The organism is Nostoc sp., assembly GCF_036916655.1.
GTDB lineage: Bacteria > Cyanobacteriota > Cyanobacteriia > Cyanobacteriales > Nostocaceae > Nostoc.
Genome location: NZ_JBALFY010000064.1, coordinates 219,285 through 245,710 on the forward strand (window position 1 = coordinate 219,285; position 26,426 = coordinate 245,710).

Sequence of the window (26,426 nt, forward strand, 5' to 3'; positions counted from 1 at the left end):
ATTATTTTCCCCTGCTCCCCTGCTCCTCTGCTCCTCTGCCCCCCTGCTCCTCTGCCCCCTGCTCCTCTGCCCCCCTGCTCCCCACTCCCCCTAGCATTTCATGACTAATCAAGTTGCTACTTCCCGCCATATTCTTGAAGACATTGTGTCGCATAAAAGGCAAGAAGTTGCACAAATGCAGCAAGAACTGCCTTTAGGTTCATTGCGACAACAGTTAAATGCAGCCCCGACTGTGCGAAATTTCTTGACTGCTTTGCAGGAAAATTCTAACCAACCGAGCTTAATTGCCGAGGTAAAAAAAGCATCACCTAGCCGGGGAATTATCCGCGCAGATTTTGATGCAATAGCTGTTGCTCAAGCTTATGAACGAGGTGGTGCAGCTTGTTTATCAATTCTGACTGACCAAAAGTTCTTTCAAGGTAGTTTTGATAATCTGCGAAGGGTACGATCGCAAGTTGCATTACCTTTACTGTGCAAGGAGTTTATCATCAACTCCTATCAAATTTATTTAGCACGAACAGCAGGTGCAGATGCAGTCTTGTTAATTGCGGCTATTTTATCAGATCGAGAACTCCAAGATTTTTTGCAAGTAATTCATGATTTAGGCATGAATGCACTGGTAGAAGTCCATACCTTGGCTGAACTGGATCGAGTGCTAAAGCTTGATAACCTAAGTTTAGTAGGAATCAACAATCGCAATTTAGCAGATTTTACCCTTGATTTAGGAACAACTCAGCAACTTTTAGCAGAGCGTCAACAACAATTACAAAGCTTAGATATCACCGTCGTCAGCGAGTCTGGATTGTATACACCTGCTGATTTATCTCTTGTCGCTGAAGCTGGTGCGCGTGCGGTTTTGATTGGAGAGTCTTTAGTTAAACAAAGCGATGTAGAACAAGCTGTGCGTGAGATTTTGAGTGCTGAATACTAAGGTAAAGGAACTCCAAGAAATAAATTATTCAATATTGTGGGGTGGGCGTCTCGCCCGCCCAGTCTATAGGGCGGGCGAGACGCCCACCCCACAAGAGTTAATTGAATATTTTTATTATTTGGAATTCTCTAAATCTAAAAAACGAAGCTTTGATACTCATTAACGGAGCTAAAAGACTCATTTGCGAGGATCAAAGACTCATTAACAAAAAATTTAGCGTGGATATCGCTAATTGCTAAGTCTTAATTATTTCAAAACTATTAACCAATCATTAACTATTTTTCAGCATGACTTCTATCTCCGATTCCTTTCAAACTTTACGCGATCGCCAACAGTGTGCTTTAATCCCTTTTATCACAGCAGGCGATCCTAACTTAGAAACCACTGCCAAGGCTTTACGTATCTTAGATCGCAATGGTGCTGACTTTATCGAGTTGGGCATTCCTTACTCCGATCCTCTCGCAGATGGCCCTGTGATTCAAGCAGCAGCAACCCGCGCTTTGCAAAAAGGCACGAAATTAGAGCAAGTGCTAGAGATGTTACACGTAGTGATTCCTAGCCTAAAAGCGCCGATAATTTTATTTACTTACTACAATCCCATTTTGTACCGGGGTATTAAGTCGTTTTTAGCGCAAATTGCTGCTGCTGGGGTGCAAGGGTTGGTAGTGCCAGATTTACCCTTAGAAGAAGCAGAAGAATTAATCCAGACTGCTGCATCTTTTGGAATTGAAGTAATTTTACTCGTAGCTCCTACCAGTTCTCAAGATAGAATTGTTGCGATCGCTCGTCAATCTCAGGGTTTTATCTATCTAGTTAGTGTGACAGGCGTTACAGGTATCCGCACTCAAATCCAAAACCGCGTAGAGCATTTAATTACCGAGTTGCGAAGCGTCACCAATAAACCCATCGGCGTTGGTTTTGGCATCTCAGAAGCAAAACAAGCACATCAAGTCATGGAATGGGGTGCAGATGCAGTGATTGTTGGCAGCGCCTTTGTCAAACGTTTAGCTGAAGGTAGCCCCACAGAAGGATTGCAAGCCGTGGAAGAATTTTGTCGAGAACTTAAAGCCGCAATTACAGAAACTCGGCGCGAAAGTCCATCTCTTCAAAAGGTGGGATAAATTCACCCGCAGATTTAGGGAGTAGAGAATTATCGGCTATACCTACTTAACGTAAAACCGCTTGTCCGCCGGGAATTAAAATTCCCGTCTCATAGCTAAAGTCATCTGAAGATGACTAAATATCGCCAAAAATCTCCAGTCTACTTCAGTAGACTTAAGCTAAAAGCCAAAGAAATTTATTTTTGAAGTAATGAGTAATGGGTATTACTTATTACTTATTACTCATTACTCATTACTCGTTTATTTATTTCCGGGCGGGCATGGAAGCCAACAGTTAAGCTATTTCCACCTTAAGTAGTTAGAACGAAAGTAAAAAATACTTGAACACGAAAGGATTTTAAACAATGGTAAGCATACAAGACATCAACACGACCATTTCACCTACAACCGTGCTACCTGACTTTTTAGGCAGGTTTGGAAAGTTCGGCGGTAAATATGTTCCTGAAACCTTAATGCCTGCATTAAGTGAATTGGAAGCAGCATTTTATCAATATCGCAACGAGCCGAGTTTCCAAGCCCAACTGCAAAACTTACTGCGCGACTATGTGGGACGACCCAGCCCATTATATTTTGCGGAACGCTTGACAACAAACTACGCTAGACCAGATGGCACGGGAGCGCAAATTTATTTAAAGCGTGAGGATTTAAATCATACAGGCGCTCACAAAATTAATAATGCTTTAGCTCAGGTGTTACTCGCTAAACGCATGGGCAAGCAACGGATTATCGCAGAGACAGGTGCAGGACAACACGGCGTAGCGACTGCAACTGTATGTGCGCGGTTTGGTTTGAGATGTGTGGTTTACATGGGCGTCCAGGATATGGAACGGCAAGCCCTCAACGTGTTCCGCATGAAGTTGATGGGGGCAGAAGTTCATCCAGTGAAGGCAGGTACGGGAACTCTCAAGGATGCAACTTCTGAAGCAATTCGCGATTGGGTGACGAATGTAGAAACAACCCATTACATCCTGGGTTCCGTTGCCGGGCCCCATCCCTACCCGATGATCGTGCGTGATTTCCATGCTGTAATTGGTATAGAAACTCGCGCTCAATCCCAGGAGAAATGGCAAGGATTACCAGATATTCTACTGGCTTGCGTGGGTGGAGGTTCCAATGCAATCGGCTTGTTCTATGAGTTTCTGAATGAACCTTCAGTTCGCCTAATTGGAGTAGAGGCGGCGGGTGAAGGTGTGAACACAGAAAAACACGCTGCTACCTTGACAAAAGGAAAAATAGGTGTGTTGCACGGAGCAATGAGCTATTTACTGCAAGATGATGATGGTCAAGTCATAGAAGCCCATTCAATTAGCGCGGGACTGGATTATCCTGGCGTTGGGCCTGAGCATAGTTATTTAAAGGATCTTGGTCGCGCTGAGTATTACAGCGTTACCGATCAGCAGGCGTTAGATGCATTTCAAAGACTTTCGCAACTAGAAGGGATTATTCCAGCCTTAGAAACTGCTCATGCGATCGCATATCTAGAAACCCTTTGTCCTCAGTTAGAAGGCAGCCCTCGCATCGTTATCAATTGTTCCGGTAGAGGTGACAAGGATGTGCAAACTGTTGCTAAAGTCTTGATTCCTTAATTTTCTTTTCTTGTTGTCATTTATCATTTGTCCTTCGTGAATGACCAATAACCAATATGATAGCTCTAACTCTAATTCCATCTGAGGACATCTCCATCCCTTCTGAGTTGTACAACTGGCCAGCTTTATTGCAACAGTTGTTAAATCGGCAATCGTTAACGGTTTCCCAAGCTGCGGATTTGATGCATGGTTGGCTCACAGATGCCATTCCTCATGTTCTATCAGGAGCGATTTTTGCCGCAATTCAAGCTAAAGGCGTATCTGCACAAGAATTAGTTGGCATGGCCACCGTCTTGCAATCCCAATCCCCAGTACCCAGTACCCAATCCCCAGTCCCCCTAATTGACACCTGTGGAACTGGTGGAGATGGCGCTTCAACCTTTAATATTTCTACTGCTGTCGCCTTTGTTGCAGCCACCGCCGGAGTAAAAGTTGCCAAACATGGCAATCGTTCGGCATCTAGCAAAGCTGGTTCAGCTGATGTGTTGGAAGCTTTGGGTATAAATCTCAACGCCACTCCTGAAAAAGTGCAAGCCGCAGTAGGTGAAGTTGGCATCACCTTTTTGTTTGCTCCCGGTTGGCATCCTGCATTGAAAGCGATCGCAACTTTGCGAAAAACTTTGAAAGTGCGGACTGTTTTTAACTTGCTCGGCCCGCTAGTAAATCCGATGCGGCCGACAGGGCAAATTATTGGTGTGAATGACCCGCTTTTACTAGAAGAGATTGTTCAAGCTTTATCCCAATTAGGATGTCAGCAAGCGATCGCCCTTCACGGACGCGAACGTTTAGATGAAGCTGGTTTAGCAGATGTCACTGATTTAGCTGTACTCCAAGATAAAAAAGTGCGTTCCCTAACGCTCAATCCTCAAGAACTTGGTTTGAGTTTTGCACCAACTGCGGCGCTGGGCGGTGGAGATATCCCAGAAAATGCCGAAATCTTAAAGGCAGTTCTCCAAGGTAAAGGGACGCAAGCGCAGCAAGATATAGTCGCTTTAAATACAGCCTTAGCCCTGCAAGTTGGTGAAGCCATTGATAGGGAGACTGATATTTTAGCAGGTTGTGTTAAAGGTATTGCCCTTGCTAAAGAAATTCTGCAAAGTGGCGCAGCTTGGACAAAACTAGAACAACTTGCAGAATTTTTACGCTAAACAAACTTCTCCTACAAAAAGCTACGGTGTACACGCAAATTTTCTAAAGCTGCCCTACATCTTGACCTGCAATGCCAATGCATCGACTTGCAATGTCAATGCATCGACTCGCAATGCCAATGCATTGACTCGCAATGCCAATGCATCAACTCGCAATGCCAATGCATCAACCTGCAATGCCAATGCATCAACCTGCAATACCAATGCATCGACTCGCAATGCCAATGCATCAACCTGCAATGCTAATGCATCGACTTGTAAAGATTAATCCACCCAAACTATACACAAAGAAAAACACATGATTATCATACTTAAAAGCGGTACACCTGTTGAGGAAATTACTCGGATTAGCCAAGAACTGAGTGACACTTGGGGAGTCACGGTAGAAAAAAGCATTGGCACTCATAAAGTTGTGCTGGGATTAATTGGTGATACTACTAGCATCGATAAATTACAAGTTCAGGAATTTAGCCCTTGGATTGAGCGAGTATTACGAGTGCAACAACCTTTCAAGCGGGTAAGTCGAGAATTCCGAGATGGACAAGCTAGCGAAGTTGTTGTATCTACACCTAATGGTCATGTGTATTTCGGCGAACATCATCCGATCGTAGTGGTAGCTGGGCCTTGTTCTGTTGAAAATGAAGCGATGATTGTCGAAACGGCAAAGCGAGTGAAGGCAGCAGGAGCAAAGTTTCTGCGTGGCGGAGCTTACAAACCTCGCACTTCACCTTATGCGTTTCAAGGTTATGGTGAAAGCGCTTTAGATTTATTAGCAGCAGCGCGAGAAGCTACTGGTTTGGGCATCGTCACAGAATTGATGGATGCTGCCGATTTATCAGCAGTGGCGAGAGTCGCTGACATCATCCAAATCGGAGCTAGGAATATGCACAACTTCTCGTTGCTGAAAAAGGTAGGCGCTCAAGATAAACCTGTGCTACTGAAGCGGGGAATGTCTGCCACAATTGACGAGTGGCTGATGGCGGCAGAATATATTATGGCATCAGGAAATCCTAATGTGATTCTTTGCGAACGGGGAATCAGAACCTTTGATGGTAAATATGCCCGCAATACTTTAGATTTATCAGTGCTTCCGGTATTGCGATCGCTTACCCATTTACCGATTATGATTGATCCCAGTCATGGTACTGGTAGGTCTGAATATGTGCCATCGATGGCAATGGCTGCGATCGCCGCCGGTACAGATGCCTTGATGATTGAAGTTCACCCCAATCCTGCAAAAGCTTTATCCGATGGGCCTCAATCTCTCACTCCTGATAAATTTGACCGCTTAGTTCAAGAAATGTCAATTCTAGGCAAAGTAGTCGAACGGTGGTCTACACCTGCATTTGATCGCATTGGCGAAAGCCACATTCTCCTCACGCCAGAACTTTCAAAATAGTAACCCAAGTTGCTAGTTACTCTTATGGGCAATGGCTTAGGGACAATTAAGTAATAAAATGCCCTCCAAGAAGAAAATGAGGAGGGCTGCTATCACAGACGACCTGTTGAAGGCGATCGGGCATAATGAAGATTGTCGTCGAGTCATGAACGACGCAGAAATTATTGCCTTCGGCTATCTGCGCCGCGATGTTCTTTAATGGGAATCAAGGCATCGCCCTTAAATTTACTGCCTGGTAGCGAAGTCTATTGTGATTCCGCTTACACAAGTACGTCGCTCAATTTGATGATCTTGAGCGCGATCCTCCTTAATTAAGCTTAACCCGGCATCTGATGTTACCGTCCCACCCTGGAAATTAACTACCACTGGACGTGATTTTTCAACGGAGAATTATTGTTTTGGTATACGAGCATCTGAAGTCGGGGTCATACTTTATAACTGCTGAAATGCTTATCTTACATACATTTTTGCAGTTCTAGCCCCATTTTTTATCTCTTTGTGAGAAATCGAGTCTATCTGTTATTATCAGTTCTATTCGAGTCAGACAGAAATTATTCTCGGAGATAAACAATGGGCAATAAATATGATGTTTATGGTGTCGGTAATGCCTTAGTAGATATAGAATACGAAGTATCTCCAGAGTTACTACAAGAGTTAAATATTGATAAAGGTGTAATGACACTCCTAGATGAAGATAGTCAAAATCATATTTTGGAAAATCTCAAAAATCTTCATTGCCATAAGAGTTGTGGAGGATCAGCCGCTAACACAATGGTGGCAATTAGTCAACTAGGAGGAAAAGCTTTTTATTCCTGTAAAGTGGCTAATGATGAATTTGGAGACTTTTACATCGAAGATTTACTCAACTCTCAGGTAGATACCAACTTAAAAAATGGCGATCGCCAATCAGGAATTACAGGTAAATGTTTGGTGTTAGTAACTCCCGATGCAGATCGTACCATGAATACGTTTTTGGGAATTACTGGAGAATTTTCTACACAAGAATTAGTCTCATCAGCGATTGCTGATTCAGAATATGTATATATCGAAGGATATTTAGTGACTTCTCCCACAGCAAAAGAAGCAGCTATAAAGGCTAGAGAAATAGCTGAGAAAGCGGGAGTAAAAACTACCATGTCCCTATCTGATTACAACATGGTGAAGTTTTTTAAAGATGGTATATTAGAAATCATTGGGTCTGGTTTAGACTTGATTTTTGCTAATGAAAGTGAAGCATTAGAACTAGCAGATACACAAGATTTTAAAGTAGCTGTAGACAAACTAAAAACCCTGAGTAAGAAATTTGCCATTACTCGCGGTGCCAAGGGTTCAGTAGTATTTGATGGTCAGAAATTAATCGAAATCACTGCACCTCAAGTAAAAGCTGTAGATACAGTGGGAGCAGGAGATATGTATGCAGGAGCTTTTCTCTATGGAATTACCCAAGGTATGAGCTATGAAGAAGCCGGAAAATTAGCATCGTCCGCGGCTTCTAAGATTGTTACATCCTATGGGCCTAGATTAAAAACTGAGGAATTAAGGGCATTAGTTACTGCTTAGAGGGTGTTTGAAAAGTTTCGATGATTCAAAATCTGCTCGATGCTAGTCGGCTGCGGGCAGGGCAGAGCTTAAAGTTTGAATTTGAAGAATGCAATTTAGACAACCTTGTTCAGGACGTAGTAGAGGATTTGAACTTTGCTTATGGAGAGCGGTTCATTGTAGTTTCTGTATACTGCTATCAGGAGCAATTGCAGCCGTAAAGAGATACGACGGGTAATTGAAAACTTAGCTAATTAACGCCGTGAAGTATGGTGCTGCTAATATAGCCGGAAGTGCTGTAAGTCACAGGCCGTGAACTATACCGTGTCCTTTTTGTCCAAGTTTTGGGTAAAAGCACAATAATTGGTGGCTACGCTACGAGCAGAATCAGTACCTCTGGTAATTGATAGCAATTGTTCATAATCTTTTGGTGTGTCAATATCGATATTCCCTAGAGAAAACGGAATAGAAAACACTTCATTCAGGTTATTATTAATAACTATTTTGGCTCCTGAAGCATTTTTTAAAGTAGCAAGCTCTGTAAAAAATCTCTGACCAAATAGAGCGGGTACACCTAATGTACCGGCATATTCACAAGCAATGATCTGTTTTTTTGTTGAATAATATGTATCAACAAGTTGATTAATAATTTGCTGAGAAACAAATGGCTGGTCGCAAAGTGTAATAACTACTGCTTCTAATTTTTGCGGAAGATTATTTAACAATTCAATACCGCTCTTGATTGAAGCACTCATTCCCCAAGCCCAATCCAAGTTTTTAACTACTTTAACGGGAAGTTGTTTAATTTGGGGATGAATCTGTTCTGCATTGGCTCCAAGTACTACTACCACAGGTTGACAAACTGAAGCGATCGCCATTTCTGTAATGTATTGTAAAAAGCTACGTCCTTGGTAAAGCAATAGTTGTTTCGGTGTACCCATCCGTGTAGATGCACCAGCAGCAAGAATCATAATTGCTATGGTTGATTTGTCGTTGTCTATTTCCTCAGTCATAAAAATTATGTGGTAAGTAGCAATTTTGAGTTGCTTTCACAACATTGGTGAATTGGTTGATTGCGATTTCTTAAAAAATTACCACTGCGGTTTGTTAGCACTGCTTGAATTTCCGCAATAATGGCGATCGCTATTGCTTCTGGTGTATCTGCTCCAATGTCAATCCCAATTGGACTATGTAATCTTTTTAATTCTTCAGTAGTATAATCTATTCCTTGCAGACGTAAATCTTCCAGCAATCTTTCAGTACGCAGCTTTGGGCCTAAAACCCCTATATAGGGTGCAGGAGATGGCAGCAACATTTTCAAAATTTCTAGGTCGTCAAGATAATTATGCGTCATCACTACAGCAACTATGTGGGCATTTATAAATACCTGTTTATGTACAATTTCTCGGCGACTAAGAATAACATCATAAGGCATAGGGAATCGTGCTTTAGTTGCCTCATTAGCTCGACAATCAACTATAGTAACGTTCCAACCTAATGCTTGAGCAAACTGGGCTACGGGTACAGCATCATAACCTGCACCAAATATTATTAAAGATGTAGGTGGTTGGATGACTTCAATGAAAACTTCTACACTGCCTAAAGGTAACTGATAATTGTTTACCTTTGACTTTTGATCAGCAAAGGCTACTTGGCTATCTGCAATCAAAAATTCAATTAAATTTGGATCTTTGATATCAGTGATAATTTTACCATTTGGATACAGCAAGAAGCGCGATCCAAGTTTTACCTTGACTGCACCTTCAAAAGCAAAGACTGTAGCAATAATACCCAAATGTTTTTGATGAAAGCACTCTTGTGTAAAAGCGATCGCATTTGGTGTGCTTTCTCTCTCAAGACGTTCGATCAGAACTTGCACTATCCCATTGCATCCCAAACCAAAGCCCCACAGAATATCTTCCGAGGCGGTGTTATCGTAAGTAACAACAATTGGTTTGCCGTCTAACATTCGTTGTTGAGTATGCTCAAATACGTCGTTTTCTAAGCAACCAGCGCTGATTGTTCCGACTATCCGACCTGTATTTGTCATCAACATTTTAGCACCCGGTCGGCGATAGGTTGAACCTTGAGTTTTAACTACAGTCGCCAGAAAAGTGATTTCACCATTTTTTTGACTTGACTCGAAGCTTTCTAAGATTGCTTGTAATTCACTCATTTGATTGTTTGTTTTTCTGTTGCTAGCACTTTGTCAGTTTGAGCAAATAGTCCCAATGAAAACAATGGTTTTTTCTCAGTTCGCGCTTCTTAAGATTGGTAAGCATAAATCATGTGAGAAATAACTGGAGGTTCATCGCCTTGATGAAAGGCAAAAACCTATTCGCGAATCTCTCAATCTGCCACTGTAAAGCGTTCATACTGACGTAAATGATTCACCCAAGACTCGACGATAAATCTCTCTAAGTAGCGATTCGGCTCAGATGTATCATGAAAGATGCCCCAGCGAATCGCACCATCTCGTAACCGCACCACTTGCAGAACACAGTACTTCACCAATGACCATAACTACAGCAGCTTGTCTAATGTAATTGGCAAATCACGGACGCGCTTACCTGTGGCATGATACACAGCATTAGCGATCGCTGCCGCAGTGCCGGTAATGCCAATTTCACCAACTCCCTTGACACCAAGCGGGTTGATATGTGGATCGTGTTCATCGACAAACAACACCTGAATATCGGGAACGTCTGCATTTACTGGTACGTGATATTCAGCTAAATCATGGTTGACAACGCGTCCTAGATTCGGGTCTATTATCGTATGTTCCATTAACGCCATACCAATACCATAAATAATCCCACCAATTAGTTGACTGTTGGCTGTTTTAGCATTAAGGATGCGTCCCACCCCAAAAGTTCCCACCCAACGCGATACTCGCACTTCACCCAAATCAGGTTCAACGCGCACTTCGGCAAACTGCGCTCCAAATGCGTGCATTGAGAACTTTTTTTGTTCTTCTCCAGGCTTGGCATCTGCACGCGCTTCGATCATTTTCATTCCATGCCGTGCCAAGATAGCCTGATATGTTTCGGTTGCAGAGGATTTATTTTTTAAGAAAAAGCTGCCATCTTGGGCAATCACATCCTCAGCCTTTGAACTATAAAGCGGCGATTTTTGATCGGCAAGTGCTAGTTGCAAAAGCTGACTCCGAGCTTGATTTCCCGCTAAATGCACCGCCGAACTGACGCTGGCGGCAGTTTGCGAACCACCAGAAACAGGGGTTTCTGGCATCTTCGTATCGCCTAATTCAAAGCGGACTTTGTTAACTGGTAGACCAAGTGCTTCAGCTGCAACTTGAGTCATTACAGTATAAGTCCCTGTGCCAATATCTTGCGAACCGCTTTGTACAACGGCTGTACCGTCTGCCATAATCTGAGCGATCGCTGATGCCGGAGAACGGTTGGTAGGATAAGTTGCTGTCGCCATACCCCAACCAATCAAATAATTGCCATCGCGCATCGAACGGGGCTTGGGATTGCGCTTTTGCCAGCCAAACTTTTCTGCCCCTAATTTGTAACACTCTCTCAATGATTTGCTCGACCAAGGGAGTTTTTTAGTAGGATCAACTTCAGCATAGTTACGCAAACGCAGCTCGATGGGATCGATATTGAGCGTATAAGCTAGTTCATCCATTGCCGATTCTAGGGCAAATGACCCAGAAGCTTCGCCTGGGGCCCGCATAAAGGTTGGTGTTCCTTGATCGATCTGAACCAGACGGTGACTGGTTTCGATATGTGGGCAAGCGTAAATCATGCGGGCGCTTTTACCAACAGGCTCGATAAATTCATCGAAAGTTGAAGTCTGTGAAGTCCCGGCGTGTCGGAGTGCAGTCAATTTTCCTTCGTGGGTTGCACCGAGAGAAACTTGTTGAATTGTCTCTGGTCGGAAGCCGACAGGCCCATACATCTGTATCCGTCCCAGAACTAATTTTACTGGGCGATTAACTTGCTTTGCGGCGATCGCTGCTAGTGGCACGTGCGACCAAGCCGATCCTTTACAACCGAAGCCACCGCCCACAAAGTAAGACATAATACGGACATTCTTTGGATCGATTCCCAATGCCCCCGCAACTTTTTGTTGAACCTGAAAGATTCCCTGAGTTGCGTCATACAGCAGCAGTTGATCGCCTTGCCAAACTGCTGTTGTGGCATGAGGCTCCATCGGATTGTGATTTTCGATCGGTGTCGTATAGGTTTGCTCGACGCGGACAGCAGCCGCCGCTAGTCCCTGGTTGACATTGCCATGAGTTGAATCGGGCGGCTCCTCTCTAGGGATTTTTCCTTTAGGCAAGTATGCCTTAGCGAGGTTTTCTCGCATATTGATGGTTGGTTTCTCTTCGTCATAACGAACTTGTACGAGGGAGGCAGCATACATAGCTCGTTCAAATGTATCAGCAACGACGACACCGATATGCTGACCGCTATACAGGACAATGTTATCTTGTAGCACTTGCAGCTTACGACCGCCGCCCTTTTCTCCAGAAGCTTTGGGCGCGTTCAGGTGGGTAATAACTGCTAATACACCTGGTACTAGCTCCGCCGCTTTTGTATCGATTTGGGCTATTTTACCTTTGGCGATCGCACTTTGAATTGTCACGCCATAAGTCATTTTGGCGATGGGAAACTCAGCCGCATAACGTGCGCCACCAGTCACCTTCAGGTATCCATCAACTCGATTGAGCGGTTTGCCGACAACTGTATTTGTGTCCCCTGTATTCATGCCATCCCTCCTACCGTTGTCAGCGCTTTCACAATTGTGCGTTTAGTCAGTTCGACTTTAAAGCCGTTGTATTTTTGAGGTTTAGCTCCGGCGATCGCAGCCAATGCTGCTGCTTGAAATGTTGCCTGGTTTGCTGGTTTGTTCAAAAGTGCTTTTTCCGCTTCGTATGCACGCCAAGGCTTTGTTCCCACGCCACCAAGGGCAATGCGTGCCGAGCGAATAATGCCATTTTGAATATCTAATGCCGCTGCAACCGATGCCATTGCAAAGGCATAGGAGGCGCGATCGCGGACTTTTAAATAGTGCGATCGCTTCCCAAGGGTTGAAGCAAGTAAGTCAACGGCAACAATTAACTCTCCGTGTTGTAAAACTGTCTCTCTTTCTGGTGTATTACCCGGTAAGAGATGAAAATCTACAAGGGGAATACTGCGCTCTCCTTTGGGCCCGCGTGTTTGCACAACAGCATCGAGTGCCACCATTGCCACCGCCATATCAGAAGGATGGGTGGCAATACAGCGATCGCTACCGCCAAAAATCGCGTGAATGCGATTGTAACCCTCAATTGCCGCACAACCTGAACCGGGAACGCGCTTGTTACAGGGCATCGAAGGATCGCGGAAGTAGTAACATCGGGTACGTTGCAGCAAATTTCCGCCCACTGTCGCCATGTTTCGCAGTTGCGGTGATGCCCCAGACAGCAACGCCTCTGATAGCAGAGGATAACTCTCTTGAACGATCGGATTATAAGCAACATCGCTATTGCTTGCCGTTGCTCCAATCCGCACACCGTTACCCTGAACTTCTATCTTGCTCAGTGGGAGTGGGTTAATGTCAACCAACTCTCTTGGGGTCTGGACATTCAACTTCATCAAATCGATGAGGCTAGTACCACCAGCTAGGTACGAGGCTTGAGCATCTGGAGCTACCAAAGCCACAGCATTTTCTGCTTGTCCTGCTTTCTTATAGCTAAACGGCTGCATCTTTTTTTCCCTCTAAGACATCGCGGACAGCAGCCACGATATTTGGATAAGCACCGCAACGGCAGATATTGCCGCTCATCAGTTCGCGAATGTCGGCATCCGATTTAGCGTGTCCTTCGTTCACCAAACCCACTGCCGAACAAATCTGTCCTGGCGTGCAGTAGCCGCACTGAAACGCATCGCGGGACAGAAACGCGGCTTGCATTGGGTGCAGATTGTTTCCTTGTTCCAAACCTTCAATAGTTGTGATTTTTGCGTCAGTGTGCATAATTGCAAATGTCAGGCACGAATTAATACGTTGCCCATCAACCAGCACCGTGCAAGCACCACACTGACCATGATCGCAACCTTTTTTAGTACCAATTAATCCTATGTATTCCCGAAGTGCATCAAGTAAGGTAACACGCGCTTCAATTTGCAAACTATGTGGTGTTCCATTCACTTGTAGCGTCACCTTCACAGTTTCAGAAGTGGAAGTTGTCAGCATTGGGGTAGTTTTTTTGACTTGAGTTTGTGCTACAGCTTTCTCTACAAAATTAGTGATTGTAGCCGCTACTGTACTGAAGACCATCAATTGACCTAACTTGCGGCGTCTTAAGACAAACCCCATTTGTTTACTCCATTGTTTTGTTGAGTAATAATTAATATTGAGTAATTCTCTAGAATTTCACAGGTCGCGCCCACGATTGCCCAACTTGCTGCCCTATTCATAAATGCGTCTCGTAGAGAAATTGGGGAATACTAGACTATCTTGGGCTGGGGATTGATACCTGCCTACTGAGCAATAAATTTCTTGATTGTTTTGGTTCGGGTCTGAATCTGCATCCAAATCTTCCCAGTCACCAATCCCTATTCCCCAATGCCCAATCCACATTTAATTTTTTATAGAAAACCACTTTTTTTACAGGCATTTTCCTCAAAATGACATTGTTAATAGAATACAATTTCATCTTGTTATGGTGTCTCTATCAGAAGATTTATGCCATAAGTATTGAGCCGCACTATTTGCTAGCGAACTGCTGCTCAACTAAACCCTCAACACTTTCGGCATAAGGCATGAGTCCACCGACAGGTTGTAAATTAGTATAAACTCCCTCCCAACTGAAGGTTTCGCTACCTCGCGCTGCTAAAGGCCCTAAAAATGCTCCGATAGTATCGAGGGATTGACGCAATCCATAAGCTGCACCGCGTACCTCTGCGTTAGTGGAATCGGCAGCTAAGGCATCGCGGGGTGCTACCCGGATCGACAATTTATCCCACTATCTTCTCGCTAATTTCCAGCAACTCAATCCCGGTTCTGGCATTATTGACCTTAAGGCTTACCATCGTGGTTTTCGATATGTTCGTGAAATCTTAAAAATGCTTCTCGAAATCCCTGAGCCTATTTCATTAACCCAAATTTTTGCCAAGCTTACTTCTTTGGGACGTATTCATAACGTTTCTACAGGCCTTGAATCCTCGTAAATTGGCAGAGGTATTGCAAGAGTGTCAGTTAGATTTAATGATAAGTATTTATGATTACCATTAAATAAAACTCTAGGAAATCTTAATCTTAAACGACCTTCCAAGGCTTCAATTCCAACTTTCATGACTATCACGCTGTTGAATAAGCATAGTCATTTCATAGTCAAAAGAGCCTTATATAGAAATTCAGCTTCCTAGTACTATTGATGACTAGAAGCTGAAACTCTTATGCAGTCTTACTTTTAAAGTGGCTCAGGTCGGAGTTGAACCAACGACCCCAGGCTTATGAGTCCCGTGCTCTAACCAACTGAGCTACTGAGCCATGCTTTTTCAAACCACCTCTTAATATAGCATACAATTTTACTCAATACTAGACCATTTTACAATTTTATTAGAATATTCATCCCTGCTGAGGACATAAAAAGCAAAAGAGGGAGTTTACCTCCCTCAACGAACAAGGCAATAATTTAGTTACAGACAGCCATAATTACAGGCGTTGCGGTAAGAAAGCTATTGGGTTAACAGCGCCCTTGCCTGGTGGATGAACTTCAAAGTGGCAGTGTGTACCAGTGCTGTGACCAGTAGTACCCATTAAGGCAATTATTTCTCCTTGATGTACCTGCTGACCCGGTTGCACCAAAATCTTGCTGTTATGAGCATAGCGGGTCGAACTGCCATCAGGATGGTGGATTTCGACGAGGTTGCCATAGCCACCATTGTTCCAGCCAGCTTTTTCTATCGTGCCGTCAGCAGAGGCAACGACTGGCGTGCCAGTGGAGTTAGCAATATCAATTCCTTTGTGAGGTCTTCCCCAGCGCATACCAAAGCCAGAAGTGAGAGTGCCCTTCGTTGGCCAAATATAAGCCAAGGTCGAAGTAGATGGAGGAGGTGTAAGTTCGTCAATGGGTCTGGGCAGATATTGATCCACTGCTGCCAAAGGCGGCATTGTCTGTGGAGAAACTGTTGTTCCCCGCATCTTTCCTAAGGAGTCAGAGGCATTGACTCTTCCCGAAGGCGTTGCAACCCTTGTAGCAGATTGAGTGCGAGAGGGAGTCCATTGACTAGCAGACCCTAGATTAGGCAGGAACTCTGGGTTTACTGGTTCGCTAGGACGTACACTAGTACGGAATTGGGGCTTAATTGGCTGAACGCTATAGTTGGATCTACTAGTAGGTGTAGGAACTGGAATTGGTATCGCTACACTATTTGGTTGAGATACAGAGTTGGGTACAGCGAAATTATTAGGCGTAGCAACAGGAGTGAGCATTGCAGCATTATTAGCTTCAGTTGCTACTTCTGGCACAACTAAGTTCCCAGACTGTTGAGCGCGATATTTCTGCTGTAACCTCTGAATTTCCGCTTGTAAGCCCCGCAAGCGGTCATTATTGTTATTGCTTGCCCTTGCTACCTTATTTGCTGGTGTTTTCGGCTGTTGCATTTCGACAAAAGCTGTTGGCACTGGAGTGTCACCACCGACGCCATAAGACCTAGCTGTGGGGGAAGTTGTTTCTAAGTCGGTCGCGCTATTTGCCTGAACCTGAACAGTTACCGGTATAGGGACGGCTATGGGAGTTTTGTTGGTAATAGTTGGTGATGGTGAACTAGGTAGATATGAGTTAGCACTACCAATATTCAAAGGGTAGCTGGCTGCCTTTGGAGTTTGACTGGACTCTACAAAAGCCGGCTTATTCGCTACAGTTGTCTCAACTTGAACAGCAGGAATAACTAGTTTTTGACTAATTTGCAGTTCATTTGGATTATTTAGGTTATTTGCCTTAACTAGTTCTGATACTGAAGTATTGTGTCTGCTGGCGATCGCTGCTAGTGTATCTCCAGGCTTTACTTCGTAGGCTGTATGCGTCGTTGCGGAGGCAATAACTGTTGGTGTAGAGGGTACTGGTACAAATGCACTTGCCTGTGTCTTCTGTTTTAACTTCGATATCAGGTTCGCTTGACTGGCATCATCAGAAGTGTTCGGCTGGGCTAATACACTATTTTCAACCACAGTTGTCGGCTGCGCCAATTCTATATCAGTTTGTGATAAATTTTTGGTTTCCCCAGACTGCAACTGTGCCAGACTCTTTCTTAAACGGTTTGATTTTTCTTGTAGGCGATTTAGGGCGAACTCTTGTTGCGCCTTAAGTTGTGCATTTATTTCACTGTTGGCCGCAGTTGACGTTGCCACTGTTTGGGGCTGGGCAGTTAGTGATGCATTTGCACCAACATCATCAGCACTATAGTCAGACAGATTATTGACTGTTGGGAAACTAGTCTCGGCTAAGGTATTGTTCAATCCCTGGGCCACTTGGGGCTTCAGGTAGGTGGAATTTTTATAAACTGCTGTTGCTTGAGAAAACGTGTTTGACGCCGGAACTTGCAAAGACATTCCACTCGCCGCGACTTGCCATTTAGCTTCAAGCCCGGGCACTTGTGAAACTGCCGTTGGTTCCACGATAACAGGATTTTCCGGCACGCTCGCTGATGAGACTGCTTGGGACTCCAGCTTTGTGGAGGCGAATTTCACCTCAGTGTCAGGAACAGCAGGAATCGCTGAGGTTGCCTTTTGGCTGCCTACTGGAACCGCTGCTTGGGCTTGATCGCTTTGTCGAGTCACCAAAAGGCTGGTTGCTCCCATAGAGATTGCCAAGCCAATCATGGCGGCTTTTGTCCGCACCCGGCGGTTAACTTTTGGATTCATCACATTTAGCAGTTCTACCGGGGCATCATCGCTGTTGGGGTTATTATTCAACACAGCTTTTACTCTCTTTTTTAATGCTCGTTTCAAAGACGACCTCCTATGATCACTAGCGCTTAACTGACCTCGATTTTTCAATTGGATACTAGTCAATGATTTAGATCACAACGAACGATAGATCGAGATCGCATTCACCAGAGATGCTTACGCAAGATTAACCTGCTTCTCTGATTTAGACAAGTTTACATGTATTAGCAAAACTTAAGATTTGCTGTGTTTACTTGCCTGAACCACTCCTAACACCACTTAGGACATTTTACTCTTTACCATTGTCCGCGCTTGTCTTGCGTCAATCGCGGGGACTGGACAAACTATTTGCCAAGTCCATAGTCGCTGCGGAGAATTCAGTTGCGGTCGACTTCTGGAAAAGTCATGCCCCCTGCTGTAGATATCTTCAAGATATTTCTACGTCATCCGTCTTCTCAACACGAGACTTTACGTTGATTATTCCCTAAAAAACAACCGTATTAACTATCGGCTAGTTTTGGACTGTTTTCTGTACCTTATTGAGCAATAATAGCTCAAATCTAGTAGATGAACAGGTTATAGGGATTTTATTCCTTGTTTAGGATGTTTCAAATTCATCAAAATCTATCATTCAAATTTGGCAATATCCCAAGTTTTATATACAAATTTCTTATAATAACCTTCCCATACTTGTAAGTATCTTCCACTACATTTCGGGGATAAATCCAATTTTCGGTATATTGTTTTACATATTGTTGCTGTCACCAAGAAAATTTTTGCCGCCACAAATAAATCAGTTGATAGATTCTTGGATATTATCTAAGTAAATATACTTATAAGCATAAAGGTAAACAACTATTGTAAATAGCCTAACTGACGACGGGTTTCAAATAATCCAATTGCCACACTTACTGACAGATTCAAACTGCGAACCCCCGGTTGGCTCATGGGAATATAGAGAGTAGCATCGCAATCTGACAGAATTGCTGGTGGTAAGCCTGTGGTTTCACTACCAAACAGCAGCCAATCATCAGGTTGAAATTGAAAGCTTACATAATTACAGTTTCCACCAACCGTATAACCTAACCATCTGCCTCCACGCTCCTGATGTACGTTTTTAAAGGCTTCTAGCGATTCGTGATAGTGCAGTTTGACATAAGGCCAGTAATCTAAGCCTGCTCTTTTGAGGTAGCGATCGCTAATTTCAAACCCCAAAGGCCCCACCAAATGTAACTCTGTATCTGTGGCTGCACAAGTACGGGCAATATTACCTGTATTAGGAGGGATTTGTGGGTTCACTAAAACTACCTGGGGCATTGTCCGTATAATTTACGTATTGTATAAAACAATCTACTGTCAATGTTAAATCTACCAAAAGGCAGAGGTGATTCATAGGTTTTGTTAATAATAATCAAGTATCCTCAATCGATTAGATTTTTAAAACGAATCGTAAACCCTCCCAGAGCAATGCCTGAGAGGATATTTGCCTGAAATCGGTAAATATTAAGTTTTGTGTAGAAAAACTAAGTGCTTGTGTCTTTTTGTTTGAAAAGGTGAGACGAGGGAGCAGGGAGAAGAATTTTCCCCTCCGCCCCCCGCCCCTCTGCATATTTTCAATGCCCCATTCCCAATACCTTTTGAGTTAAGCAAGCAAGGACGAACACAATTTATTTTCGAGTTCGATTTCGCGCTGTTGAGTGGCAATAATAGCCTGAGTGATGACGCGCTGGCTGTCAAAACCGACTGTGTGTAATTGCAACCACTGTTGAGCTTCATTGCCTTCGCGAAGGATTTTTTGCAGAGGGGAAAGGAAACAGCTAAAGCCTTTTTGTTTAGCGATCGCCCAAACCTCTTGGTAAATTTGAGCAATCCAATCTCTCGCGACAATGCTTCTGCCATCTTGCCAATGCCTCAAATGAGCATCGAGACTACCAGCCGCCGCCGCCACTTCGTTCTCAGTAGTCAGGGTGACGAGTTCTTCAGGAGAGAAGGTACTTTGAGTTAAAGGATCGATATTGGGATTTTCGATTATTTGCAATAAACGCGCTTCTAATAAGGCAGTAATCGCCAGCAAGGCAATGGGATCTGTGACTAAATCGCAAATTCGCAGTTCTAGGCGATTCAAGTTGTATGGACGGCGATCGCCATTTGGTCGAACTGATGCCCACAAATGCCGCACGTTTTGCATAGTTCCGGCAACGAGTTGATCCTCCACCCACTGGATATGATCGGCATGGCTGTCAAATAACGGCACATGGCTAGGCGTTTGGGGGAAGAGTCCCCAACGGGTGGAGTGATAGCCTGTAGTTTTGCCATCCAGGAAGGGAGATGAGGCACTGAGGGCGAGAAAAAGAGGCGCTTCCATGCGGATCACCCGACACGCCCGCATTAATATTTCTGGATCGCTGATGCCTATATTTATGTGGACGCTAGCGGTGACTACTTTCGTGCCGTAGGTGTTCTCGATGTAGTCATGATAGGGATTTGCTGGATCGGAGCGGAGAAAGCGATCGCTCCCACCCAAAGATAAAGTACTCCCCGGTATCAGGGTGTAATCGCCCAAGCGATTGAGGTAGTTTCGCAACACTCGCCGGGGACGCAGCAAGGCACACAATAAATTTTCGTAATTATGGGATGGTTGAGTTATGTATTCGACGTTGCGGCTATCTGGCTCCCGCATAAATTCGCCCAACGCGGCAACAATTTTGTCGGAGAGACCGACGATTTCACCTTGAGGCGTGCCAGTGTACATCTCAATCTCAAAGCCTTTTAATAAGACCACTTTGTTCTCCTCGGCTCTCTCTACCTATAAATTGTATCGAATTAGACGCATATCTGGATCTATTTTTTAGATAATCAAAGGTTAAGAATCATTTAATTGCGAATTTATGGGAAATCGGAATTACAGATTTCTGAACTATCTTCAGTAAAATTATTATCACCTAAGTATGAAAAATATCTTAATCATGATTTATACGCTGTACAAATAGACGTATATATGGTTAGAAAAAGATCAGTTTTTCAGACAGTTGGGGTCAAGCAAACACACATCCTTCTATAAGTTTTTATTAGACACCTCATGCTAGTTATTGAAAAAAATATCTACATCTCAAGATATATTCATTTTGCCTGCGTACCATTAGGGTGGTAATATTACATAATACAGCAGGTATAATGCTAATAAATAGTATTTTAAATTTGGTGGCTCTTTTTTAGAAGGAGTTTGAACCGTATAAGTGAAAAAACTCTTGCCTTCTGCCTTCTTCAAGTATTTGTGGATATAAAATTAGCAGGTGAATCACTTTCTTGAACAATATTGAGACGTAAAAACTGCACCCAGACTTTATCATTAAGTAAGTTTAAAGCAGTTTGAGGATTGTGACTTGCGATCGCGCCGATAACTTTACGCCATCCTTGTTGCAATAACTCAATAAAAGCCTCTTCAATAGAAACCTGATTTAGCAACGAAAGTGCCGTTTTAAAAACTTCCGAATCAGATTGTATATTCTTAGACTTTAGCCCCTGAAGTGCTATATGTAACCACACAGACAGAAGTTCTAGCCAATTGTTTTGCTGTATCTCTTTGAGTGCAATATCTTCCATACCTAGCGCACCCCAAATGCACAAAGACTCTATAGCTAGTTTAGAATCATGATTTTCTAGAGCATTTTGCCATAAATTTTGAGCGTGATTTTGGAAGCGATTAGCCAAAAAATCATAAGCTTCCTGAACTTGATGGGGAATTGTAACTTTATAAACTGACTCACCTCTTGGTAGGTAATCACCGCGATAAGATAGCCAGTTATGAGAGCCACAAAGATGTATTTGGCGATCGACTATTACTTCTTTGATATGAGAATCTCCTAACCAGAAAATCTGCACAGATGGTAAACCATCAGGTGTTTTGATTGCTCGAAGTTTTTTCTCTATTTCTGGTGAAATTGGTTTATCTTCATTTTCTATTTGTCGCGCAATTCCATGTCCAATTAAAATCCAAACTCCACGATTAGCTAGTTTCTGCAACAGAGTTAAAAATTTTTCATTGACAACCGCTTGATACACCCAAGGCGAATAAATTAAAACCTGACTTTTAGCTGAATTTAAAACTTCTAGAAAGACTTGAGAAATTTTTCCATCGCGTACCTGTACGGCTTCGCCCAACACTTTAGAAGTCTCTACTAAATCGCCAGTTTTTAAGACCTTTTGGCGAATATTTTCGAGTCTAGCTTCTATTTCAGTATTTTTCTGCTTGAGGATGGCTTCACGTTCAAAATCAATAGTTTCGGTTGAAAATTTACATAATGCTTGTAATGATATTTTGCCTTCATTATGTAGAACTTCTAACCAATTTGATGCTGACTCTAAAATTTGCTTTCCATTTCTTATTTGAATTCTCAACTTATCTTCCAGAGCATCAAATATAACAAAAAGCGATATCTTTCTCCAAAATTTTTGAGTTGAAGCTAGTACCTTATAGGAAGTGACGATTTTTCCTTCTTCTGGTACATGAAGGGCTAAACCTGAAGCTTGAATACTTTTTTGGATTTGCTCAAGCGGTAAGGAAGCAATATCAGTAATTGTACTATCAATAGTGATAAAGTCTGCTAAGTCAGGCAGTTTTATCACTGTCTCATTTAAGGATTCAGATTGAAAGGTTATTTTGTCGCTTAAAGGGTCTGTAATAGCATTAATTTGTATAGGATATGGCGGCTGTGGTACAGAACCTTTTTCATAAAATGAACGTCCTTCAGGAGTAACTGTTAGTGGCGATGTTGCTGATAGAGTTTGCAATGACCGAAGAGTTGCAGTAGTAGTTTTGATAAATACAGAATCCAGTCCAAGTACAGAGGCTAATTCATCTTCGGTTGGTGGAGGCTGAAATTCAATAGCAGCGCGGATAATAAATTCTTCAAGTACGTTAAACTGGCGGGGTTCTTTGATATTTACTTCTATAGAAGTTTGACGCAAACTATAGCGGAATTCACGCGCAGCTAAAACAGATAAACTAGGACTTTGGGCTTCTATTTCGTCTACAAAATTTTTGAGATTATCATCAATCGGTTTAGCAGAAGAGGCGAGAAACATCAACGAAACCTCCATGTAGACGCACGATGTTTGAAACTTCGGAGTACATATTCCCAATTTGTCCACGCTGCTGAGTGAATAGCGAATGAGAACCTACAATTACTAGTAATTTTTGAGCGCGAGAAAAAGCAACGTTAACCCGCTCTGATTTCTTGGCAAATCCTACGTCTCCTCTATTATTATTGCGAACCATACTCACAATCACAACAGGTCTTTCCATACCTTGAAATCAGTCTACTGTGCCAGTGGTGATTTGCAACGATGGGAAATGTTTAGATTGTAGGCGTTCATCAATTTTTCTGAGTTGAGCGCCATAAAAAGTAATCACGGCGATTTCTTTTTTTGGTTCACCATTAGCAACTCTAGAAGCCCAAGTAGCTTCAAATTGCTGACATAGACGCTCAATCGCATTAATTTCTAGAGTATTAAAGAATTAAGTTCCTGTAGTTTCTTCTTGAAACTCATCTCCTCCAGGCGTTTTTACCCAGATAAGATGGTGATATTCTTGGATGATTTCACCTGCTAAATTATGTGTGCGTTTAGTGTCAGGCTCTAAGATACCACATTTTAGTTTACCATCATAAAATTGATTGATTGCCCCCATAATTACTGGGTGCATTCGATATTGAATATTTAACATTTGTTTGATGCTATCATTAGCACTTTTAAACTGAATTTTAAACAATGATTCTTGCAATAATTGTAGTTCTGTATTTTTTGTACTGCCAATCTCTTGAGAAACTTCCTCTAAAGTCTTCGTGTCGAGCATAGGTTGCAATTGTCGATGATCGCCTACCATGACCAGCTTTTTATCTTTCAATGCGGGGATTAACAACTCTGGAGGAGTACATTTACTAACTTCATCAATAATGACGACATCAAAATATTTAAATTCTTGTGAAAAATTGTAATTTGCAGATTGAATGCAAGTGATACCAACGACATTGGCATTATCTAGATAAATGCGCTTTAAATCGTTGCGATCGCACTCGTTTGGGTTTCTTAATTTTGCTATCCAATTTTGAACAAAGTGCTGATATCGATTGAGATAAGCTTCTTCATTTTTGAGTTGCTGTTGCCAATATTAAAACTTAATCTTTATGTTGTGTAAAAAGTCAAGGTAAAACAAGTATGTCGAATCAACTTCAGGCTTGAATTTATCAGGAATGGTTTCCCAAGTTGACTGCCACCAATCTCGTTCATTTGATATATATTTTAATTTCTGCTGTAAACGCTCAACAATTTCCTGTATTTGACTTTGAGTTTCTATAAATTGGCTTTTGTAGGTTTCCGTTGTTTTCTGCAAGTTAGTAATGCGAACTATGAGCAGGTTTTTGCTAGTGGGAAGTGTAGCAAAAGGATCGATTAAAGAAATTAAAGTATCAAGTTGCTTAGTACGATTTTCCTAGTCCCGTATTTTTGCTCTAAATTGTGGTGTGTTAGTCAGAATATTTGAATTATTATCGAGGTGTTGTTGCACTAAAAGTCCTAATTCTTTTGGTAAGTGTGGGAAAGAAAGAAGTTTCTAGTGACTTGAAATTATCATTTGAGAAAATAATCGACTACTATAAACTCCGTTTCCAAATTGATGTTAAAGATGCTCCTGTAATTTGCTGCCATACTCAAACGCTACTCATTGTGTAACTTGAGTATTGTTGGCTAGCCTTGACCCCATTAATCACTATACCTAAAACATTTTGGTCAGCCTTGTCCAATAGTTCTTTAGATAAAGAAACACTATTGGAATCAGCTATTCCTGGACGAACTACAAACAAAATTCCATTTGCAAGTTTGCCTAAAATAGTCGCATCAGCAGCTAATGTTAAAGGAGGACTATCAATAATAATAGAATCATATTTTTGCGCGATTTGTGCTACAAATATAGCCATTTGGCTAGAATCGAGCAGCCCGGCTGGGTTATGATTTAGTTCACCAGCAGTTAAAACGTCTAAGCTAGGTGCAACTTCAAGAACAGCCCGCTCTAAATTAGACTGGCTTTTGAGAACATGGCTTAAGCCAACTTCATTTTGGATCTCCCAGATTTTGTGTTGACTAGGATTACGCAAATCTGCATCTACCAGCAATACCTTACGTCCTAGTTGAGATATTGAAACAGCTAGGTTGGCAGCAATAGTTGATTTACCTTCTTTAGGTACAGCACTCGATACCACAATAACTTTTATCAGTTGCTCTGAATTAAAAACTCTCAGATTAGTTTGTAACATCCGAAAAGCTTCGCTGACTGGGGAATCAGGCTTGTTCTTTACAATTACTTCTGGGATGAGATTACTATTGTTAAATGGTGGAATATAACCCAGTAAGTTATACCCCAATAAGTCTTTAGCTGATTTCGAGTTTTTGACAGTTTTGTCCAATTTCTCCAAAATAAAAGCAGTGGCTCCACTTAATAAAATTCCACCAATCAAACCTTGTAGCAAGTTTATATATTGACGATTCTTAATCGGCACTCCTGGGATTAATGCAGGTGTCACAATCAAAGCGTTACTCACCTGTAGATTTTCTGCCACCTGAAGTTCTTGATAACGAGCTAGAAGGTTTTGATAGCTAGCTTCAGTTGCAGCTATCTCACGCTCTAGCTGTCGCTGCTGTAACTCTAGCTTTGGTAAGGTATTAGCCCTTTGTCTGTAAGACGTGATAACTTGACTTAAAGCTTTCAGTCGTACTTGCAAGCTAAGACGTTCTGCCTCAGCGTTGGCATAGTTCCCAAGGATTCCTTGTTGTAAACCCTGGGGTCTAAGTTGTACAATGTTTTCAGGATTTTTACCTTGATTAAAACGCCCTGCCCCACCAATAAAACTTTGTTCTATCCGCCGCTGAAGTTCTTTTTTGAGAATGACTTCCTGTTCCTTAAGGTTAATCACTGTGGGGTGGCTATCTGTCAAACGCAGCCTTAAAATTTCAATTTTTTGTTGGATATCTTGTAACTCTTTGAGAACCGAAGTTGTTGATGGAGACTCACCCACAAAACCAGCAACTACAGCTTGCTGCGAATTTACACCAAACAACTGCTTGATTGATTCCATCCGTGCAGTTTGAGATGCTAGATCAGATCTAGTTGCAGCTACTTGTTTGTCTAAATCGGTAAGAATTCCAACACTTGATGCCGCTTCTGCTTTAAGATCTAAAACTCTATTTTGCTGTTTAAAGTATTGCAGCATTTGTTCAGATGCTTGTAATTTAGCTTTTCTCAGTGGCAGTTGTTGGGCAATAAAGTCTCTAGCAGACCTAGTTTGAGCGCGGTTAGCATTGATATCATTTTCTATATAGACCTTCATTAAAGTATTAACAATAGAAGCAGCCTTTTTTGGGTCTGTATCTGCGTATGAAAGTTCTAAAATATCGGTTCCTTCAATATTTTTCACTTGTAAAGCATTTAAAAAATCCAAAGGATTTTGAGAGAGGTGGAGGAAATTTATAGTCCTTTCTGCTATGGGTAGAGAATGCAGAACTGCAACCTCATTTCCCAAAGGTCTACCGCTTACAGAACTCTCTAACTGTCCTAATTGGTTGCCTACTCCTGTTAGCGAAGAGGTAGAATTCTTTTTTAAAACTAGCTGGCCTGTTGCTTGATAAATTGGCGTTTCTATTACAGTTTTACCTATACTCAATGCCAAAAGCAGTGTAAAAACTATAGAGGTAGGTAACCACCGACGTTTAAGAATAGCCCAATATTGTAAATGTTCTTCCATGTCT

General features: G+C 42.4%; 21 protein-coding genes, 1 tRNA gene and 3 pseudogenes. 9 read left to right on the forward strand and 16 right to left on the reverse strand.

The features are described from left to right. Positions 1-100 precede the first annotated feature (100 nt). From trpC to trpD, 4 genes are all read left to right on the forward strand, one after another. Positions 101-931 (forward strand): indole-3-glycerol phosphate synthase TrpC, encoded by an 831-nt coding sequence (gene trpC / locus V7L31_RS16375; protein ID WP_334697208.1) that lies wholly within the window; start codon positions 101-103, stop codon positions 929-931. 287 nt (positions 932-1,218) lie between these two features. Next, complete coding sequence (gene trpA, locus V7L31_RS16380) at positions 1,219-2,052, forward strand: tryptophan synthase subunit alpha (RefSeq protein ID WP_334697209.1); 834 nt, start codon at positions 1,219-1,221, stop codon at positions 2,050-2,052. A 344-nt stretch (positions 2,053-2,396) separates the two neighbouring features. After that, positions 2,397-3,638: a tryptophan synthase subunit beta gene (gene trpB / locus V7L31_RS16385; protein ID WP_334697210.1), complete on the forward strand. Its 1,242-nt coding sequence runs from the start codon at positions 2,397-2,399 to the stop codon at positions 3,636-3,638. A 56-nt stretch (positions 3,639-3,694) separates the two neighbouring features. Continuing rightward, entirely contained in the window at positions 3,695-4,786 is a 1,092-nt protein-coding gene (trpD, locus tag V7L31_RS16390) for an anthranilate phosphoribosyltransferase (RefSeq protein WP_334697211.1), read from the forward strand. A 54-nt stretch (positions 4,787-4,840) separates the two neighbouring features. Here the strand turns inward: trpD and V7L31_RS16395 are convergent, their stop codons facing one another. Continuing rightward, a complete protein-coding gene (locus V7L31_RS16395; RefSeq protein WP_334697212.1) occupies positions 4,841-5,026 on the reverse strand; it encodes a hypothetical protein in 186 nt (61 codons plus the stop codon). A 58-nt stretch (positions 5,027-5,084) separates the two neighbouring features. Here V7L31_RS16395 and aroF point away from each other — a divergent pair, with 58 nt between their 5' ends. Continuing rightward, a complete protein-coding gene (aroF, locus tag V7L31_RS16400) occupies positions 5,085-6,185 on the forward strand; it encodes a 3-deoxy-7-phosphoheptulonate synthase (RefSeq protein WP_334697213.1) in 1,101 nt (366 codons plus the stop codon). A gap of 76 nt (positions 6,186-6,261) precedes the next feature. After that, positions 6,262-6,412 (forward strand): annotated as a pseudogene (locus tag V7L31_RS16405) (IS982 family transposase); the annotation flags it as partial. On the opposite strand, the gene V7L31_RS16410 reads toward V7L31_RS16405, so the two are convergent. Further along, complete coding sequence (locus tag V7L31_RS16410) at positions 6,411-6,551, reverse strand: hypothetical protein (RefSeq protein ID WP_334697215.1); 141 nt, start codon at positions 6,549-6,551, stop codon at positions 6,411-6,413. The pseudogene V7L31_RS16405 and the gene V7L31_RS16410 sit on opposite strands and share 2 nt — an antisense overlap. Positions 6,552-6,755: 204 nt before the next feature. Here V7L31_RS16410 and V7L31_RS16415 point away from each other — a divergent pair, with 204 nt between their 5' ends. Together V7L31_RS16415 and V7L31_RS16420 are read left to right on the forward strand one after the other, a co-directional pair. After that, on the forward strand, positions 6,756-7,745 hold the full coding sequence (locus tag V7L31_RS16415; protein ID WP_334697216.1) for an adenosine kinase: 990 nt from the start codon (positions 6,756-6,758) through the stop codon (positions 7,743-7,745). Positions 7,746-7,765: 20 nt separating this feature from the next. Beyond that, on the forward strand, positions 7,766-7,945 hold the full coding sequence (locus V7L31_RS16420) for a hypothetical protein (protein WP_334697217.1): 180 nt from the start codon (positions 7,766-7,768) through the stop codon (positions 7,943-7,945). A 96-nt stretch (positions 7,946-8,041) separates the two neighbouring features. On the opposite strand, the gene V7L31_RS16425 is transcribed toward V7L31_RS16420, so the two are convergent. From V7L31_RS16425 to V7L31_RS16455, 7 genes are all read right to left on the reverse strand, one after another. Further along, the gene (locus V7L31_RS16425; RefSeq protein ID WP_334697218.1) at positions 8,042-8,737 is read right to left on the reverse strand and encodes a nucleotidyltransferase family protein; all 696 of its coding nucleotides are present in this window, start codon (positions 8,735-8,737) and stop codon (positions 8,042-8,044) included. Positions 8,738-8,742: 5 nt separating this feature from the next. After that, on the reverse strand, positions 8,743-9,900 hold the full coding sequence (locus V7L31_RS16430) for an XdhC family protein (protein ID WP_334697219.1): 1,158 nt from the start codon (positions 9,898-9,900) through the stop codon (positions 8,743-8,745). A 173-nt stretch (positions 9,901-10,073) separates the two neighbouring features. Further along, complete coding sequence (locus V7L31_RS16435) at positions 10,074-10,235, reverse strand: MFS transporter (RefSeq protein WP_334697220.1); 162 nt, start codon at positions 10,233-10,235, stop codon at positions 10,074-10,076. A gap of 12 nt (positions 10,236-10,247) precedes the next feature. Further along, positions 10,248-12,461, reverse strand: coding sequence for a xanthine dehydrogenase family protein molybdopterin-binding subunit (locus V7L31_RS16440; protein ID WP_334697221.1), 2,214 nt, complete (start codon positions 12,459-12,461; stop codon positions 10,248-10,250). Next, positions 12,458-13,441, reverse strand: coding sequence for an FAD binding domain-containing protein (locus V7L31_RS16445; protein ID WP_334697222.1), 984 nt, complete (start codon positions 13,439-13,441; stop codon positions 12,458-12,460). Before V7L31_RS16445 ends, V7L31_RS16440 begins: the two co-directional genes overlap by 4 nt. Further along, the gene (locus tag V7L31_RS16450; protein WP_334697223.1) at positions 13,428-14,051 is read right to left on the reverse strand and encodes a (2Fe-2S)-binding protein; all 624 of its coding nucleotides are present in this window, start codon (positions 14,049-14,051) and stop codon (positions 13,428-13,430) included. The genes V7L31_RS16445 and V7L31_RS16450 overlap by 14 nt, the downstream gene beginning before the upstream one ends. A gap of 391 nt (positions 14,052-14,442) precedes the next feature. Further along, entirely contained in the window at positions 14,443-14,691 is a 249-nt protein-coding gene (locus V7L31_RS16455) for a hypothetical protein (protein WP_334697308.1), read from the reverse strand. On the opposite strand from V7L31_RS16455, the pseudogene V7L31_RS16460 reads away from it, so the two are divergent. After that, positions 14,690-14,905: pseudogene (locus V7L31_RS16460) on the forward strand (IS4 family transposase); the annotation flags it as partial. The gene V7L31_RS16455 and the pseudogene V7L31_RS16460 overlap by 2 nt on opposite strands. A 248-nt stretch (positions 14,906-15,153) precedes the next feature. Here V7L31_RS16460 and V7L31_RS16465 read toward each other — a convergent pair. The 7 genes and pseudogenes from V7L31_RS16465 to V7L31_RS16500 form a co-directional block, all read right to left on the reverse strand. Further along, positions 15,154-15,227: transfer RNA gene (locus tag V7L31_RS16465), tRNA-Met, on the reverse strand. Between the two features lie 165 nt (positions 15,228-15,392). Further along, on the reverse strand, positions 15,393-17,690 hold the full coding sequence (locus tag V7L31_RS16470) for a peptidoglycan DD-metalloendopeptidase family protein (protein WP_334697224.1): 2,298 nt from the start codon (positions 17,688-17,690) through the stop codon (positions 15,393-15,395). Between the two features lie 792 nt (positions 17,691-18,482). Beyond that, positions 18,483-18,944, reverse strand: coding sequence for a tRNA (cytidine(34)-2'-O)-methyltransferase (locus V7L31_RS16475; protein WP_334697225.1), 462 nt, complete (start codon positions 18,942-18,944; stop codon positions 18,483-18,485). A 325-nt stretch (positions 18,945-19,269) separates the two neighbouring features. Then, the gene (gene gshA / locus V7L31_RS16480) at positions 19,270-20,409 is read right to left on the reverse strand and encodes a glutamate--cysteine ligase (protein WP_334697226.1); all 1,140 of its coding nucleotides are present in this window, start codon (positions 20,407-20,409) and stop codon (positions 19,270-19,272) included. Positions 20,410-20,891: 482 nt separating this feature from the next. After that, positions 20,892-22,712, reverse strand: a complete 1,821-nt coding sequence (locus tag V7L31_RS16485) for a hypothetical protein (protein ID WP_334697227.1) — start codon at positions 22,710-22,712, stop codon at positions 20,892-20,894. Further along, a pseudogene (locus tag V7L31_RS16490) lies at positions 22,690-23,913 on the reverse strand (DEAD/DEAH box helicase); the annotation flags it as partial. The gene V7L31_RS16485 and the pseudogene V7L31_RS16490, both read right to left, overlap by 23 nt. A 421-nt stretch (positions 23,914-24,334) precedes the next feature. Next, positions 24,335-26,422 carry a GumC family protein gene (locus V7L31_RS16500; protein WP_334697229.1) on the reverse strand — a complete coding sequence of 696 codons (2,088 nt, stop codon included), beginning with the start codon at positions 26,420-26,422 and terminating at the stop codon, positions 24,335-24,337. Positions 26,423-26,426 lie beyond the last annotated feature (4 nt).